This window comes from Citrobacter sp. C13 (assembly GCF_014596815.2).
Lineage (GTDB): Bacteria > Pseudomonadota > Gammaproteobacteria > Enterobacterales > Enterobacteriaceae > Citrobacter > Citrobacter portucalensis.
On record NZ_CP115024.1, the window covers coordinates 3,899,330 to 3,916,308 of the forward strand.

Genomic DNA, 16,979 nt, shown 5'->3' on the forward strand with positions numbered 1-16,979 from the left:
ACGAGAATTATTATTATAACGGCAGCATAATATTCGAAACTCTGGCGAGATAGCAAGCAATACGCGTCCCTACTAAAACTGAGGGGTTAAGAAATAACCAGATGAAAAGAAAGGGTTAATAAATTAGGCTGAAATGTTTTAACGGATAACGTACCGGATGGCTGCCTTAATCCCGTAGGCTTGATAAGTGCAGCGCCGTCAGGTAAGGCAAGCTAAAACCAAATAGCGCAAAAAAGAAAAACCCGCCGAAGCGGGTTTTTAGGCAGGCGTTAGTTACCGCCAAACATCTCTTTAATCCAACCGGCCACGCCATCGCCGTCCTTCTTCTCCTGCTGCGGCGGTTGCTGCTGTTGAGGCTGCTGTTGCTGCGGCTGTTGGGAAGATTGATCGAACGGATTACCCGACTGCTGCAACATCTCACCTTGTTGGCACAGTGAATCCGGATCGGTGGTCCATACCGGAAGCGTACGCATCCCGCCGCTGCAAACGAAGTTACCGTCGTAGTCTACGCCCATATCCACCACATCCTCCGGTGGCGTCAGCACCAGCGGTGTTGGCGTCTGGTTTGCCAGATAACGCTGATAAATCGACATCGCGCCGCTGGCACCGTACAGCTTGGTTGGCTGGTTGTTATCACGGCCTACCCAGGTGATGGTCACCTGGCTGCCGTCGATCCCGGCAAACCAGGTATCCACGTTGTTGTTGGTGGTCCCGGTTTTCCCTGCCAGATGCAAGCCAGGATATTTCGCGCCAAGCTGACGACCCGTACCACGCTGAACCACCTGCTGCATGGTCCACAGCGTCATATACGCCGCCTGCGCCGGAACAGCGCGCTCAGCCTGTGGGAAGCTCTGGTACAGCACGGTACCATCTTCGGCAATCACCGAACGCAGCGCCGACAGCGGCGCACGGTTCCCGCCGCTGGCGATAGTCTGGAACGCCTGAGCCACTTCGATTGGCGTCAGGTTCAACGCCCCCAGCAGCATGGCCGGAACCGGATTAAGCTGATCTTTCGGCGCGCCCAGCTTCAACCAGGTATCGGTTACCGCAGGCAGACCCAGCGCCATCCCCAGATTTACCGTTGGCACGTTCATTGAACGCGTTAACGCATCCACCAGCATCACTTTCCCGCTTTCGCTATAGCGACGGTCATCGTTCTGCGGCGACCACACCTGGCCGTTCGGCTGACGCAGCGCAATCGGGGCGTCGGCAATCCAGGTATTCAGGCGGTACAGCTTCGGCTGGCTGAGCGCGGTCAGATAGGTCGCAGGCTTGGCCAGAGAACCAATCGAACGACGCGCCTGCATCGCACGGTTATAGCCCGCAAACTGCGGTTCGGCTCCACCGACCATAGCGCGAACTTCACCGCTAAAGCGGTCAACCACCACAATTGCCGTTTCCAGATCGCTCAGCTTACGCTGTTTCTTCAGCACCGGAATACCTTCCACCGCCGCTTTTTCTGCAGCATCCTGCGCCACGGAATCAAAGGTGGTGAAAATCTTCACGCCAGAGAGATCTTTAACTTTATCGCCCAGCTTCGCCTGTAGCTCCTGACGCACCATCTGCATAAAGGCAGGCTGCGGGGAGATAACCCCACCACGCGGCTGTACGCCTAACGGACGCGCACTCAGCATGTCGTACAGATCCTGGTCGATAATCTGCTGCTGCTGCAGCAAACGCAGAACCAGGTTACGACGCTCCAGCGCCAGTTTCGGGTTACGCCACGGGTTGTAGATCGATGCCCCTTTAACCATCCCCACCAGCAGCGCCTGCTGGTCGAGGCTCAGCTCTTCTACCGGACGGCCGAAATAATAGAGGCTCGCCAGCGGGAAGCCGCGAATCTCGTTATCACCGCTTTGTCCGAGATAGACTTCGTTCATGTACAGCTCAAGAATGCGGTCTTTGCTGTAACGCGCATCCATGATCAGCGCCATATAGGCTTCGTTGGCCTTACGCCAGTAGGAACGCTCGCTGGACAGGAACAGGTTTTTCACCAGCTGCTGAGTCAGCGTACTGGCCCCCTGAACTGTACGGCCTGCCGTCAGGTTCGCCAGCACCGCACGACCAATGGAATAAAGGCTGATACCGTCATGCTCATAGAAGTGACGGTCTTCGGTCGCCAGCAGCGTGTCCACCAGCAGATCCGGGAAGCCGCTACGCGGAACAAACAGGCGCTGCTCGCCGTTAGGTGAAGAGAGCATGGTGATCAAACGCGGATCGAGACGGAAGAAACCGAACTGGCGGTTGTTATCCATATTCTCGATGGTATCCAGATGATCGCCGTCAAAGGTCAGACGCGCACGCACCTGCCCTTCTTTACTGTCCGGGAAGTCAAACGGACGACGAATCATCTCGATGCTCTTCGCCTGCACGGTAAATTCACCCGGACGCGTCATCTTCGTCACCTGACGGTACTGCGTGGCCTCCAGCAGCTTCACCATCTCGTTCTTGCCGATAGGCATTTCTGGCTCAAGGTTAACCATACGGCCATATACTGCCGCAGGAAGCTGCCAGACTTTGCCATCAATACGGCTACGAATTTTTTGATCCAGATAAACGCCATAAATGGCGATCAGCACCAAAAAGACAATCGACAGTTTTACCAGCAGCCAGAACCAGCCGCGCTTACCACGAGGCTTACGCCCTTTGCCTTTACCCTTACGCGGCATCGGTTCTTCATCCTCATAGTCATCATCATAATCGTCGTCATACTCTTCATCTCTGAGTTGACGACGGCTCACCTTTTGTTTCACCGGACGCGAGGGTTTCCCTTTACGTCCAATTGGCTCGCGGTCATTCCCCGCCATGCTTTTTCTCCGCAACATTCAGGCGCAAGGGCCCGATTCTCTGTTCTTCCGTCCTGCGACAGAAGAAGAAATCTCTCAATTATTACCGCTCTTTCGCCGGATGCGGCATAACGCCTTATTCGGCCTACCGTTACATTACGAATACTTTTTGGTACGCCGCGTTGGCGCGGTATTCGCCGGATCGTCCGGCCAGACATGTTTGGGATAACGCCCTTTCATCTCTTTTTGCACCTCGCGGTACGATCCCTGCCAGAACGCGCTCAGATCGCTCGTCACCTGTAGAGGTCTTTGGGCCGGAGACAGCAGCTCCAGCACCAGCGGCACGCGCCCCTGGGCAATGGTTGGGGTCTTTGCTTCACCAAACATTTCCTGCATCCGAACTGCCAATACTGGAGGATTATCCTCATGATAGCGAATGGCAATCCGGCTTCCCGTCGGCACAGTGTAATGCGCCGGCAGTTCACTATCCAGACGTTGCAGCATTGACCAGTCCAGCAAACCGCGCAACGCCAGCCCCATATTGAGTGCTTTTAATGCACGTAACGAGTGTACACCGCTCATGTGCGGCAGCAGCCAGCTCTCCAGCGTCGCCAGCAGAGACTCCTCATCTACCGCGGGCCAGTCGTATTCTGGCAACCAGTTTGCCGCACATTGCAGACGCAGTCGAAACTGCTCGGCTTCCGGCGTCCAGTTGAGCACACTTAGCCCTTTATCGCGAATGCCGTTCAACATCGCCTGATGCAACTCCTCTTCCGAGGGTTTGGCCAATGGCTGTACTTTTACCGTGAGCTGACCAATGCGCGACCGACGCCATGCCTTTAACGTTCCCTGGGTTTCATCCCATTCGATGGTGTCGGACTGTTGTAGCAGTCCAGGACATGCCTGCATCAGCGACTCGATATCCAGCGGCAGAGCCAGCAAGATACGCGCGTCTGGAGAAGCACTGCCCTGCAACAAAAGCGGCGCTATCAACCATTCATGGCGTCCTGAGGCATCATCGGCATCCAGCATTGCGCCCATGCCATTCGCCAGTTGATAGCGTCCTTCCTGCCCACGTCGACGCGCGATCCGATCGGCAAACGCCCGCGCCAGCAACGGGGAGAGCAGCGTGCTGTCCGGCTGTCCGCTGCTAACATTAAGCCGTTTCAGCAACTGTTGACTGCGCTGCTGCCAGGCGGGCTGGTTTCGCGAAAATGCCACGGTTAGATCGGTACTGCCACCGCGCGGCGGCTCTTCCAGAATCGCAGCCAGTTTTGCCGCCGTAGCCGCTTCGGTATTATTTTTGGCACCGACCAGCATCGCCGCTAAACGAGGATCGTTACCCAACGTCGCCATTTTCTGCCCCGTGGCGCTAAGCCTGTCGCCCTCAAGCGCGCCCAGCATCTGCAACAGCCGTTTTGCCGCCTGCAGGTTGATGGCGGGCGGCGTATCCAGCCAGTTCAGTTGCTCAGGGTCGGTACATCCCCATTGCAGCAACTCCATCAGTAGCCCGGACAGATCGCTCTGCAATATTTCCGCTTCACCCTGCGCTGCCGCTCTTTCTGCCTGCTCTTTGGCAAGCAGATGCAGGCAAATACCGGGCTCCAGACGACCTGCACGTCCCGCGCGCTGAGTCATCGATGCCTGGCTGATGCGCTGGGTAATCAGTCGCGTCAAACCGGTACGCACGTCATAGCGCGCCACGCGCTCCTGGGCGCAGTCCACTACCAGCCGGATGCCTTCAATCGTTAAGCTGGTTTCAGCAATATTAGTCGCCAGCACCACTTTGCGTTTGCCTTGTGGCGCGGGCATAATCGCCTGACGCTGCTCGGCAAGCGTTAACGCGCCATACAGTGGACACAGCACAACATCGCTGCCCACACGCGTAGCCAACTGTTCCTGTACGCGCAGGATTTCGCCCACCCCCGGTAAAAACAGCAGCAGTGACCCGCTTTCATGGCGCAATAACTCCGCCGTCGCTATCGCCACCGCTTCATCAAAACGCAAATGCGCCGCCAACGGCTGATACCGTCGCTCAACGGGAAATGCGCGGCCTTCCGAGACGATCGTCGGCGCATCGGGCAACATCTGCTGCAAACGCCCGTTGTCGAGAGTGGCGGACATGATCAACAGTTTCAGATCGTCACGCAGCCCTTGCTGCACATCCAATAACAGCGCCAGCGCCAGGTCAGCCTGTAAACTCCGTTCGTGAAATTCGTCGAGAATCACTAACCCGACGCCCGCCAACTCAGGATCGCGTTGGATCATCCGCGTCAGGACGCCCTCTGTTACTACCTCCAGCCGGGTCTGCGACCCTACGCAACTTTGTGCGCGCATGCGATAACCCACGGTTTCACCCGGCTTTTCGTTCAGCAATTCCGCTAATCGCTGCGCCACATTACGCGCTGCCAGGCGACGCGGCTCCAGCAAAATAATCCGCCCCTGGATACCGCGATGCTCAAGAAGCCGCAACGGCAACCAGGTCGATTTCCCGGCACCGGTCGGCGCCGTCAGCAGAACCTGCGACGAGGCATCAAGGGCGGTAAGCAGTTCAGGCACTACGGCGGCAACGGGCAACGACGTCACAAATGGCTCCAGAGGGTTAACATTCTTCGCGCTGCATTGTAGCATCGCGTTAATTCATAACCGAGTATCCATCATGTCTGAGCCAAAAAGGCTGTTCTTTGCGATTGAATTGCCAGGCGAGGTTCGGGAGCAGCTAATCCACTGGCGAGCCGCGCAGTTCCCCCCTGAAGCGGGTCGTCCCGTCGCCGCCGATAATCTGCATCTGACACTGGCCTTTTTAGGCGACGTCAGCGACGAGAAGCAACAGGCGCTGTCGCAGCTCGCGGGGCGTATTCGCCAGCCGGGTTTTACGCTCAAATTCGATGATGCCGGGCAATGGCTGCGCTCCAGGGTCGTGTGGCTGGGTATGCGTCAGCCGCCGCGCGGGCTGCTGCAACTGGCGAATATGCTGCGGGCACAGGCCGCGCGCAGTGGATGCTACCAAAGCCCGCAGCCGTTTCATCCGCATATCACGCTGCTACGCGATGCCGGTCACGCGGTGCCAATCCCGCCACCGGGCTTTGGCTGGTCATTTCCGGTCACGGAGTTTGCGCTTTATTCCTCCTCATTTGCACGAGGACGCACGCGTTATACGCCGCTGCAACGCTGGACGCTGACTGAATAATCAAAGGGACTGTTTATGCAATTTTCTCCACCTTTACAACCTGCAACGCTCATTCAGCGCTATAAGCGCTTTTTAGCGGATGTGATCACACCAGCTGGCACAGAGTTAACGCTACACTGCCCAAATACCGGTGCGATGACCGGATGCGCAATGCCAGGTGACACCGTTTGGTATTCGACATCAGAAAATACTAAACGCAAATATCCACATACCTGGGAATTAACGCAAACTCAATCCGGTGAATTTATTTGTGTTAACACGCTGTGGGCCAACAGATTAACGAAAGAGGCGATTCAGCAGGCGTTAATTTCGGAAGTTTCAGGCTACAGCACTTTGAAAAGTGAAGTAAAATACGGCGCCGAAGGGAGCCGCATCGACTTTTTGTTACAGGCAGATTCCCGACCTGACTGCTATATTGAAGTGAAATCAGTCACGTTGGCGGAAAAAGAACAGGGTTATTTTCCCGATGCCATCACTGAACGAGGTCAGAAGCATCTTCGGGAATTGATGAGCGTAGCGGCTGAAGGCAAGCGGGCAGTGATATTTTTCGCCGTGCTACATTCAGCCATTACACGGTTTTCACCCGCGCGCCATATCGATGCGAAATATGCGCAATTATTAGTTGAAGCACAGCTTAAGGGGGTAGAAATTCTGGTTTATAAAGCGGAACTTTCTGCCCACGGTATGACTCTTAAAGAGCCGTTGCCCATTACCTTGTAATGGTGTAAATATCTGGTCAATTAGTATTCCGGGCGCGTGGGCAAATACGCTTTTCCTCACAGGGTTGTCAAGTGTTACGTTTAGATAATTGCTATCCGGAAAAGCATCTGCTATTTATAGCGACCTGATTTTTCCCCCGAACATGGGGATCGATAGTGCGTGTTAAGGAGAAGCAACATGCAAGAAGGGCAAAACCGTAAAACATCGTCCCTGAGTATTCTCGCCATCGCTGGGGTGGAGCCGTACCAGGAGAAACCGGGCGAAGAGTATATGAACGAAGCCCAGCTGTCGCACTTCAGGCGTATTCTTGAGGCATGGCGCAATCAACTTAGGGATGAAGTCGATCGCACCGTAACTCATATGCAAGACGAAGCGGCTAACTTCCCTGATCCGGTGGACCGCGCCGCACAGGAAGAAGAATTCAGCCTTGAGCTGCGTAACCGTGACCGTGAGCGCAAACTGATCAAAAAGATCGAGAAGACGCTGAAGAAAGTAGAAGACGAAGATTTCGGCTACTGCGAATCATGCGGCGTAGAAATTGGTATTCGCCGTCTGGAAGCGCGTCCGACAGCCGATCTGTGCATCGACTGTAAAACGCTGGCAGAAATCCGCGAAAAACAAATGGCAGGTTAATTCCGGTCATTTTTACCACGTTTACTACAGGCGGGAGCTTCTCCCGCCTTATTATTTGTTAGTCCGCAAAATGAGCGATTCACACTATATAGGCCGCTTCGCCCCTTCCCCTTCCGGCGAACTGCATTTCGGTTCACTAATTGCCGCCCTCGGGAGTTACCTGCAGGCCCGCGCACGACGCGGAATCTGGCGAGTGCGCATTGAAGATATTGACCCCCCTCGTGAAGTTCCCGGTGCTGCAGACACGATTCTGCGTCAGCTGGAACATTACGGACTGTACTGGGATGGCGACATTTTATGGCAATCCCAGCGTCATGACGCCTACCGCGAGGCGCTCACCTGGCTGCATCAGCAGGATCTAAGCTATTACTGCACCTGCACGCGGGCGCGTATTCAAAGCGTCGGCGGTATTTACGACGGTCACTGCCGTGAGTTACGCCACGGACCAGAGCAGGCGGCAGTGCGCATCAAGCAACGCCATCCGGTAATGCAGTTTACGGACCAACTGCGCGGTGAGATTCAGGCTGACCCGCAGCTTGCGAGGGAAGATTTTATCATTCACCGTCGCGACGGGCTGTTTGCCTATAACCTCGCCGTGGTGGTTGATGACCACTTTCAGGGCGTAACGGAGATTGTACGCGGTGCCGATCTTATCGAACCCACAGTGCGGCAAATCTCTTTGTATCAGCAGTTTGGCTGGCAAGCGCCTGACTATATTCATCTTCCACTGGCGCTCAACGAACAAGGCGCTAAACTTTCAAAACAAAATCATGCACCTGCGCTGCCACAAGGCGATCCGCGCCCGGTGATTATTGCCGCGCTACGCTTTCTTGGCCAGCGTGCCGATATCCCGTGGCAGGAGATGCGAGTGGACCAGATCCTGACGTTTGCCGTTGAGAACTGGCGTCTGACAACAGTGCCTGAATCGGCGATCTTAAATCCGGCATTCTCAAATGCATCATGCTGAGCTATGATTAGCCGCTATTTTTACACAGCAACACTTGTTCTGATTGAAGTTTGACACTACCGAGGTGCACTATTTTTACCCGAGTCGCTAATTTTTGCCGCAAGGTGCTAAGCCGCGAGGAGCGCGAGGCTGAGCTCGCCGTCGCCCGTCCACATATGACGGTAATTCCGCGTGAGCAGCACTCTATCTCCCGCAAAGATATCAGTGAAAATGCCCTGAAGGTAATGTACAGGCTCAATAAGGCCGGATACGAGGCATGGCTGGTTGGCGGTGGCGTGCGCGATCTTTTGCTGGGCAAAAAGCCGAAAGATTTTGATGTCACCACTAATGCAACGCCAGATCAGGTGCGCAAACTGTTTCGTAACTGCCGCCTGGTCGGTCGCCGTTTCCGTCTGGCCCATGTCATGTTTGGCCCAGAAATTATCGAAGTGGCGACGTTCCGCGGTCATCATGAAGGCAGCGAATCCGATCGCACAACATCGCAGCGCGGGCAAAACGGTATGCTGCTGCGCGACAACATCTTCGGCTCCATCGAAGAAGATGCCCAGCGTCGCGACTTCACGATTAACAGCCTGTATTACAGCGTAGCCGATTTCACCGTACGTGATTACGTCGGGGGAATGCAGGATCTCGAAGAGGGCATCATTCGCCTGATCGGTAATCCGGAAACGCGCTATCGCGAAGATCCCGTGCGCATGCTGCGCGCCGTACGCTTTGCCGCCAAGCTCGACATGCGTATCAGCCCGGAAACCGCGGAGCCTATCCCGCGTCTGGCAACGTTGCTTAACGATATTCCTCCTGCACGCCTGTTTGAAGAAGCACTCAAGCTGTTACAGGCGGGCTATGGGTACGAAACCTATAAAAAGCTGCGTGAGTACAGCCTGTTCCAGCCGCTGTTCCCCACCATTACGCGCTACTTCACCGAAGACGGTGACAGCCCAATGGAACGCATCATTGCCCAGGTATTGAAGAATACCGACAACCGCATTCACAATGATATGCGCGTTAACCCGGCCTTCTTGTTCGCTGCAATGTTCTGGTATCCGCTACTGGAAGCCGCACAGAAAATTGCGCAAGAAAGCGGTCTGGCCTACTACGACGCTTTCGCGCTGGCAATGAACGACGTGCTGGACGAAGCCTGCCGCTCGCTGGCGATCCCGAAACGTCTGACCTCGCTGACCCGCGATATCTGGCAGTTGCAGCTACGGATGTCCCGTCGCCAGGGTAAACGCGCCTGGAAGCTGATGGAACATCCAAAGTTCCGCGCTGCTTACGACCTGTTAGCGCTGCGTGCTGAAGTCGAACACAATGCGGAATTGCAGCGACTGGCGAAATGGTGGGGTGAATTCCAGGTTTCAGCGCCGCCAGAACAAAAAGGCATGCTGAACGAGCTGGATGAAGAGCCAGACGCACGTCGCCGCCATCGTCGCCCGCGTAAACGCGCGCCACGCCGTGAAGGCTCCGCATGACCTATCACGTATACCCAACAAATTTCGAGTCGCATCAAGGTGGTGACACAGATGCAGCGTGAAAAACGGCGGGTATATATCGCCCTCGGCAGTAATTTAGCCTCCCCTCTGGAGCAGGTTAATGCTGCCGTGAAAGCGATCGGTGAAATCCCTGACAGCCGAATCGTGGCTGTCTCCTCATTTTACCGTACGCCACCATTAGGCCCACAGGATCAACCCGATTACCTGAACGCCGCCGTCGCGCTGGAAACCACCCTCGCGCCGGAAGAATTGCTCAATCACACCCAACACATTGAGTTACAACAGGGTCGGGTGCGCAAAGCCGAACGCTGGGGGCCACGAACGCTGGACCTCGACATTATGCTGTTTGGCGATGAAGTGATTAACACCGAACGTCTGACCGTACCGCACTACGACATGAAAAACCGTGGTTTTATGCTGTGGCCGTTATTCGAAATTGCCCCTGAGCTTATCTTTCCGGATGGTATCAGCCTGCATCAGCACCTCACCCATCTTGGTGCTGCAAAACCTGCACACTGGTAAAGTATCTTCTCCCCTTTAGCGTTTACTGCTTTAGCGCCAAACGATTGCTTAAAACAATTGCCCCCCTGAATGTGACTGTTAGAATGCCGATAAATATGACTTTCATCATCAGGAAATGTTATGAAACCCACCACCATTTCACTGCTGCAGAAATGCAAGCAAGAGAAAAAACGCTTCGCGACAATTACCGCCTACGACTACAGCTTCGCTAAGTTATTTGCCGACGAAGGTATCAATGTGATGCTGGTTGGCGACTCGCTGGGCATGACGATTCAGGGGCATGACTCCACTCTGCCCGTGACCGTTGAAGATATCGCTTACCACACTCGTGCCGTGCGTCGTGGCGCGCCTAACTGTCTACTGCTCTCCGACCTGCCGTTTATGGCTTATGCCACTCCGGAGCAGGCGTTTGAAAACGCTGCTGTAGTCATGCGTGCGGGCGCTAATATGGTCAAAATTGAAGGCGGCGCCTGGCTGGTCGATACGGTGAAAATGCTCACTGAACGCGCCGTGCCGGTTTGTGGTCATCTGGGATTAACGCCCCAGTCGGTGAATATCTTCGGCGGCTATAAAATTCAGGGCCGCGGCGATGCCGGACAAGTGCTGCTGGATGACGCGCTGGCCTTAGAAGCCGCTGGCGCTCAGTTGCTGGTGCTGGAGTGCGTACCGGTTGAGCTGGCGAAGCGTGTCACGGAAGCGCTGTCGATTCCGGTGATTGGTATTGGTGCCGGTAACGTCACCGACGGGCAAATTCCCGTTATGCACGACGCGTTTGGCATTACCGGCGGCCACATCCCGAAATTTGCCAAGAATTTCCTCAATGAAGCAGGCGACATGCGCGCCGCCGTGCGGCAGTATATGGCTGAAGTGGAGTCCGGCGTTTATCCGGGCGAAGAACACAGTTTCCATTAAGGAGCCTTGTTGTGTTAATTATTGAAACCCTGCCGCTGCTGCGCCAGCATATTCGTCGTCTGCGTCTGGAAGGCAAACGCATCGCATTGGTTCCCACCATGGGTAATCTGCACGACGGTCATATGAAACTGGTCGATGAGGCAAAAGCCCGGGCTGATGTGGTCATCGTCAGCATTTTCGTCAACCCGATGCAATTCGACAGACCGGAAGATCTGGTACGCTATCCGCGCACGCTGCAGGAAGATTGCGAAAAGCTGAACAAACGCAAAGTCGATTATGTCTTTGCTCCAGCCGTTGAGGAAATCTACCCGCAGGGACTGGAAGGCCAGACGTACGTTGATGTTCCGGGACTCTCTACCATGCTGGAAGGTGCGAGCCGCCCAGGCCACTTCCGCGGCGTTTCCACCATCGTCAGCAAACTTTTTAACCTAATTCAGCCGGATATCGCCTGCTTCGGCGAGAAGGATTTCCAGCAACTGGCGCTGATTCGTAAAATGGTCGCCGATATGGGCTACGACATTGAGATTGTCGGCGTGCCGATTATCCGCGCCAAAGATGGTCTGGCACTCAGCTCGCGTAACGGGTACCTGACGGCAGAGCAGCGTAAAATCGCCCCTGGCTTATACAAAGTAATGAGCCGCATCGGGGAAAAATTACAGGCTGGTGAACGCGACCAGGAGGAAATTATTGCCATTGCCGAGCAGGAGCTAAACGAAAAAGGCTTTCGCGCCGACGATATTCAGATCCGTGATGCCGACACGCTGCTTGAACTCACCGAAAACAGCAAACGCGCGGTCATTCTGGTCGCCGCATGGCTGGGACAGGCTCGTCTGATCGATAATCAAAGCGTTACATTAGCCCAGTAGACAGGGGTTAAAAATCGGGCAATACTGCCTGATAATTTCCAAAGCAGGCCACAATCGCCTGCTTAGCCAAGATAAACGACAGGGTATAGAAGTTATGATTCGCACCATGCTGCAAGGCAAGCTCCACCGCGTAAAAGTCACGCAGGCGGACCTGCACTACGAAGGTTCCTGTGCCATTGACCAAGATTTCCTTGATGCCTCCGGTATTCTGGAAAACGAAGCGATTGATATCTGGAACGTGACCAATGGAAAACGCTTCTCAACCTATGCAATTGCGGCTGAACGCGGCTCTAAAATCATCTCGGTCAACGGTGCCGCGGCGCACTGCGCTGAGGTTGGCGATATTGTGATTATCGCCAGCTTCGTCACCATGTCTGATGCAGAAGCCCGGACATGGCGCCCGAAAGTGGCCTACTTTGAAGGCGACAACGAAATGAAGCGCACCGCGAAAGCCATTCCGGTCCAGGTTGCCTGATATTTTTTTTAAGAATTCACTTGGTAAATACATTTATCAAGTGAATTTCAAAAATACAAAATAAAATTCACCTTTATTTTAAATAGCGCACCCATATAAATATATTATATTTAATGCAACCCAGATACCAATGTAACCTTATGTATACTATACAGTATTAGCGACACTTAATATCTATTTTATTTTTTATAACAACACCAGTCATTTCTTTTCATAACGACATTCGATAAACTCTCTTCGAATTAATTTAATTCAAAATACAACACGATACAATATGTGTCGTTTGTTTTTATTTAGCAAAAATATGGATATTAAAATGTCTTTTAAGAAATATAGTCTGGCAGCAGCAGTCGCATTAGTTATAAGCGCAGGTTCTGCAATGGCGGCAGATGTACCATCGGATACCGGTACTGTTACTTTCCACGGACTGGTGTCTAGCAATACCTGTAAAATTTCCGTCGATAACAAAATCGACCAGAACGGTAACGACTTCGACGTTAACCTGGACACCGTGTTTGTGAAAGACTTTGCTAACGCATTGGGCGCCAAAAGCACCTTAGGTGAAAAGAACTTCACGCTGAACCTGACCGAGTGCGATCCCGCAACTGTCACCAGCGCCTCTGCACAGTTTGACTCCTGGGGCGGTTCCAGCTCCACTTCTGAAGGTATGCTGGTGCCACCGGCAAACCTGCAAGATGCTGCTGCCAACGTAAACCTGGTATTGTCTAACAACGGCAATAGCAACACAGATCAGGTAAAAGTTGACCAGACCAATAACACCCAGATCGCGACTGTCACCAACGGCATTGGCAATTTATTCTACCGCGTAGCCTATACCCAAGGTCAGGGCTGGGATACAACAAACAACCCGGTAACCGCTGGTACCGTACAGGCACAGGTAGCATTTACCGTTATCTATAATTAAGTCCTGTTTTTTTAAGTATATAAAATCAACCCCTTAACATTGTTAGGGGGTTTTTAATAACATTCCAACAGGAAGTGGAAAATGATCAGCACAACATTTTATAAGGGATTAAAAACCACCTGCTTTGCCGCAGCAATTTGCGCCTCTCTCCCGGCCAGCGCCGATATCGTCATTTCCGGGACGCGTATTATCTATCCGCAATCCTCCAAAGACGTGATTGTTAACCTCGATAACCGGGGCAATAAGCCGCTGCTGGTGCAAACCTGGCTGGATGACGGGCGTGACGGAACCAATCCACAAGAACTCAAGCTGCCGTTTGTCATTACCCCGCCGGTTTCTCGTGTTGATCCGCAAAAAGGTCAGTCGGTGCGTATTACCTATATGGGTGGCGCTTTGCCGCAGGATCGTGAATCGCTGTTCTGGTTTAACGTTCTGGAGATTCCGCCAAAATCTAAAGCTAAAGAAGGTGAAAGCCTGAACCAGCTGCAGCTCGCGTTTCGTACTCGCATCAAGCTTTTCTTCCGCCCGGACAGCTTAAAAGGCACGCCAGGCGACGCCGCAGAGCATATCAAATGGTCGCAGAAAAAAGAGGGGAATACCCTTTCTCTGGTTGCCCAAAATGACGCGCCTTACAACGTTTCTATTTCCAGCGTCTCGTTTAAAGTCGGCGGCAAGAATTACGAAGTAGAAAGTAAATCTATACTGCCTTTTAGTAATATCAATATGCCGGTTAAAGGTTTAACAAATAACACCGGCGGAACCGTTATGTATTACACCATTAACGATAACGGCGGTTCTGAGAAACGCGAAGCCAAAATTAACTAATCTGAATAATTATTATTTGCGTCGATGTCGTGGGTAAGGAACTACCCACGCTAACTATGCGGGAATGCCATGCTTTTTAAACGTTCGCTATTATGTCTTGCCGTCAGTGCCGCACTTCCATTTTCTGTTTGCGCTGTGGAATCCGTACCGGAAACAGAAGAGACTGTAGAATTTAACGATCAATTCTTATTCAACAGCGGTACAAACATTGATGTCAGCCGTTTTGCGAATGGCAACCCGGTATTAGCCGGGGTTTATCGGGTTAAAATTAACCTTAATAATAATTTAAAAATCACCTCTGAAGTTACTTTCAAAGAAAATGGTACGTATCGCGCCAGCGCCTGTATTACGCCATTATTATTAGCTCAAGCCGGCGTTGATACAAAAACAATTAGCAGTGATTACGCTGCTGACGATAATGCATCTTGTATAGATATTAAAAAATATTACCCCGGTGCATCTGCAAATTATGACACAGGTAAACAGGCGCTCGATCTGAACTTCCCCCAGATTTATATCCTGAAACGCCCTGCGGGCTATGTCGATCCCTCCCTGTGGGAAGATGGCGTCCCTGCCGCCCTCGTTTCTTATGATATGAACGCCTGGCATAGCGAAGGCAACGGCAGTACATCCGACACAGCATATATGGGCTTGCGTTATGGTCTGAATATGGGGCCGTGGCGTTTACGCTCACGCGGCAACCTGAACTGGGATAAAGACAACGGCAGCAAATACACCAGCCAGGATATCTATTTACAGCGTGATATTACGCCATTAAGCGCGCAAATGGTGCTCGGCGATTCCTACACCCGTGGCGATGCGTTTGACTCCTTCAGCCTGCGTGGCGCACGGATGTATAACGATGACCGTATGTTACCGATCGGCACCAGCAACTATGCGCCGGTCATTCGCGGTGTGGCGAACAGTAACGCCAAAGTTACCGTTACGCAAAGCGGCAATAAAATCTACGAAACTACCGTACCACCGGGTGCCTTTGAGATAAACGACCTCAGCACCACCGGCTACGGTAACGACCTGTTGGTTACCGTTGAAGAATCTGATGGCAGCAAGCGCACGTTTACCGTGCCCTTCTCCTCCGTGACTCAAATGCTGCGCCCCGGCGCTACGCGCTGGGATATCGGCGTCGGTGAGTTGAACAACGATTCTTACGCTGACAAACCGCAGGTCGGTTACGCCCAGTTTTACTACGGTCTGAATAATACCTTTACCGGCTATATCGGCGCGCAGTATACCGACATGGATTTCTATGCCGGGCTACTGGGGCTGGCCATGAACACCCGCATCGGCGCATTTGCTTTCGACATTACCCAATCTCATGCCGAAGTTGACGAGCTGGGGACGTTAAGCGGGCAAAGCTATCGCCTGACCTACAGTAAAATGGTCGAGGCGACGAATACCTCCTTTAACGTGGCGGCTTATCGTTTTTCAACCGAAGATTATCTCAGCCTGAACGACGCCGCTTCCCTTCGGGATAGCGTTAAGCGGCAGAAATATGAAAACCAGGCTTACCAGTCTAGCGCCGAACTCTATTCCGATTACCAGCGCACTAAAAATCAGGTACAGATCAGTATTAACCAGCCGCTACAGTCCAGCGACTCTACTTACGGATCGGTATACGTCAGCGGGACCTGGCAGGATTACTGGAATGGCGACAGCTCTACCTCCAATTACAGCCTCGGCTACAACAACAGTTTTGCTTACGGCAGTTACAGCCTGTCGCTACAACGCTCCTACGATCAAAACGGAGCCAAAGATGACAGCATCTATCTGAGTCTCAGCATCCCGCTGAACGTCTTCTCGAATAGCTACGATCGTTCAGGCGGGTTCAGCAATATCAATATGGGGCTGCACTCAGATATGAAGGGCGGCGCCAGCTTCAACTCAACGGCCAGTGGCAATACGAAAAATAACGATATCAGTTATTCCGTGAGTGCCTCCTCCAGCGGCGGTGGCAACTACGGCAACCTTAATCAGGTGAGCGGTTTTACCTCGCTGAACAGCAGTTATGGTCCACTGGGCGTTTCAGCATCGTATAGCGATGATAATAGTAAACAGTATTCAGCCACCTATAGCGGCGGTATGGTGCTGCACTCTGGCGGGGTAGCGTTCGCACCGGGCAGTATCGGTGATGCCGATGCGCTGGCGCTGGTGAAGGCCAGCGGCGCAGAGGGTGCTGGCATCGGCTACGGCAACAGTGAAATAGGCAAATCCGGCTACGGCATCATGCCGTATATGTCGGCTTACCGTGAGAACCGCGTATCGCTGGATATCAGCACACTGGAAACTGACGTTGAAGTGAAAAACACCAGCGCCGTGACCGTACCGCGCAGCGGTGCTGTGGTACTGGTGAATTTTGAAACCGATGAAGGCCGTTCACTGATTCTGGAATTACAGCGCAGCGATAAAGGTTTTATTCCATTGGGTGCAGATGTACTGAATGAAAAGAACGAGCCTATCGGCACCGTGGGCCAGGCGGGCCAGGCCTATGTGCGCGGCGTTGAGGATCAGGGCGTGCTGCGTGTGGTTTGGGGCAGCGGCAAAGAAAGTACCTGTACCGTTCATTATCAGGTAACAGGAAATACAACGAAAGCAGGGTTAACGCCGGTTCTGAGTGACCAGGTTTGCCAGATGTAACCTTAGGGAAATC

General features: G+C 53.2%; 14 protein-coding genes. 12 read left to right on the forward strand and 2 right to left on the reverse strand.

Features of this window, described 5'->3' with window-relative positions; translation table 11 throughout:
* Positions 1-269: 269 nt before the first annotated feature.
* Positions 270-2,807 carry a bifunctional glycosyl transferase/transpeptidase gene (gene mrcB / locus IB222_RS18710; RefSeq protein WP_137360278.1) on the reverse strand — a complete coding sequence of 846 codons (2,538 nt, stop codon included), beginning with the start codon at positions 2,805-2,807 and terminating at the stop codon, positions 270-272.
* A 135-nt stretch (positions 2,808-2,942) separates the two neighbouring features.
* Positions 2,943-5,372: an ATP-dependent helicase HrpB gene (hrpB, locus tag IB222_RS18715; protein ID WP_188055346.1), complete on the reverse strand. Its 2,430-nt coding sequence runs from the start codon at positions 5,370-5,372 to the stop codon at positions 2,943-2,945.
* Positions 5,373-5,445: 73 nt separating this feature from the next.
* Here hrpB and thpR point away from each other — a divergent pair, with 73 nt between their 5' ends.
* The 12 genes from thpR to IB222_RS18775 all read left to right on the forward strand — a co-directional run bounded on the left by thpR (position 5,446) and on the right by IB222_RS18775 (position 16,966).
* Positions 5,446-5,976: an RNA 2',3'-cyclic phosphodiesterase gene (gene thpR / locus IB222_RS18720; protein ID WP_126319202.1), complete on the forward strand. Its 531-nt coding sequence runs from the start codon at positions 5,446-5,448 to the stop codon at positions 5,974-5,976.
* Positions 5,977-5,991: 15 nt separating this feature from the next.
* Positions 5,992-6,696, forward strand: a complete 705-nt coding sequence (gene sfsA / locus IB222_RS18725) for a DNA/RNA nuclease SfsA (RefSeq protein WP_003829219.1) — start codon at positions 5,992-5,994, stop codon at positions 6,694-6,696.
* 177 nt (positions 6,697-6,873) lie between these two features.
* Positions 6,874-7,329, forward strand: a complete 456-nt coding sequence (dksA, locus tag IB222_RS18730) for an RNA polymerase-binding protein DksA (protein ID WP_003829221.1) — start codon at positions 6,874-6,876, stop codon at positions 7,327-7,329.
* Positions 7,330-7,399: 70 nt separating this feature from the next.
* Positions 7,400-8,296, forward strand: coding sequence for a tRNA glutamyl-Q(34) synthetase GluQRS (gene gluQRS / locus IB222_RS18735; RefSeq protein ID WP_126319204.1), 897 nt, complete (start codon positions 7,400-7,402; stop codon positions 8,294-8,296).
* 71 nt (positions 8,297-8,367) lie between these two features.
* Entirely contained in the window at positions 8,368-9,765 is a 1,398-nt protein-coding gene (gene pcnB / locus IB222_RS18740; RefSeq protein WP_204192014.1) for a polynucleotide adenylyltransferase PcnB, read from the forward strand.
* Positions 9,766-9,816: 51 nt separating this feature from the next.
* Positions 9,817-10,308 (forward strand): 2-amino-4-hydroxy-6-hydroxymethyldihydropteridine diphosphokinase, encoded by a 492-nt coding sequence (gene folK / locus IB222_RS18745; RefSeq protein ID WP_149384441.1) that lies wholly within the window; start codon positions 9,817-9,819, stop codon positions 10,306-10,308.
* A gap of 120 nt (positions 10,309-10,428) precedes the next feature.
* On the forward strand, positions 10,429-11,220 hold the full coding sequence (panB, locus tag IB222_RS18750; protein WP_149384442.1) for a 3-methyl-2-oxobutanoate hydroxymethyltransferase: 792 nt from the start codon (positions 10,429-10,431) through the stop codon (positions 11,218-11,220).
* An 11-nt stretch (positions 11,221-11,231) separates the two neighbouring features.
* Entirely contained in the window at positions 11,232-12,086 is an 855-nt protein-coding gene (gene panC, locus IB222_RS18755) for a pantoate--beta-alanine ligase (protein WP_126319210.1), read from the forward strand.
* Positions 12,087-12,180: 94 nt separating this feature from the next.
* Positions 12,181-12,561, forward strand: a complete 381-nt coding sequence (panD, locus tag IB222_RS18760) for an aspartate 1-decarboxylase (RefSeq protein ID WP_126319212.1) — start codon at positions 12,181-12,183, stop codon at positions 12,559-12,561.
* Between the two features lie 316 nt (positions 12,562-12,877).
* Positions 12,878-13,486, forward strand: a complete 609-nt coding sequence (locus IB222_RS18765; RefSeq protein ID WP_149384443.1) for a fimbrial protein — start codon at positions 12,878-12,880, stop codon at positions 13,484-13,486.
* An 81-nt stretch (positions 13,487-13,567) separates the two neighbouring features.
* Complete coding sequence (locus IB222_RS18770; protein WP_126319216.1) at positions 13,568-14,311, forward strand: fimbrial chaperone; 744 nt, start codon at positions 13,568-13,570, stop codon at positions 14,309-14,311.
* Between the two features lie 69 nt (positions 14,312-14,380).
* Positions 14,381-16,966: an outer membrane usher protein gene (locus tag IB222_RS18775; protein WP_126319218.1), complete on the forward strand. Its 2,586-nt coding sequence runs from the start codon at positions 14,381-14,383 to the stop codon at positions 16,964-16,966.
* Positions 16,967-16,979: the final 13 nt, after the last annotated feature.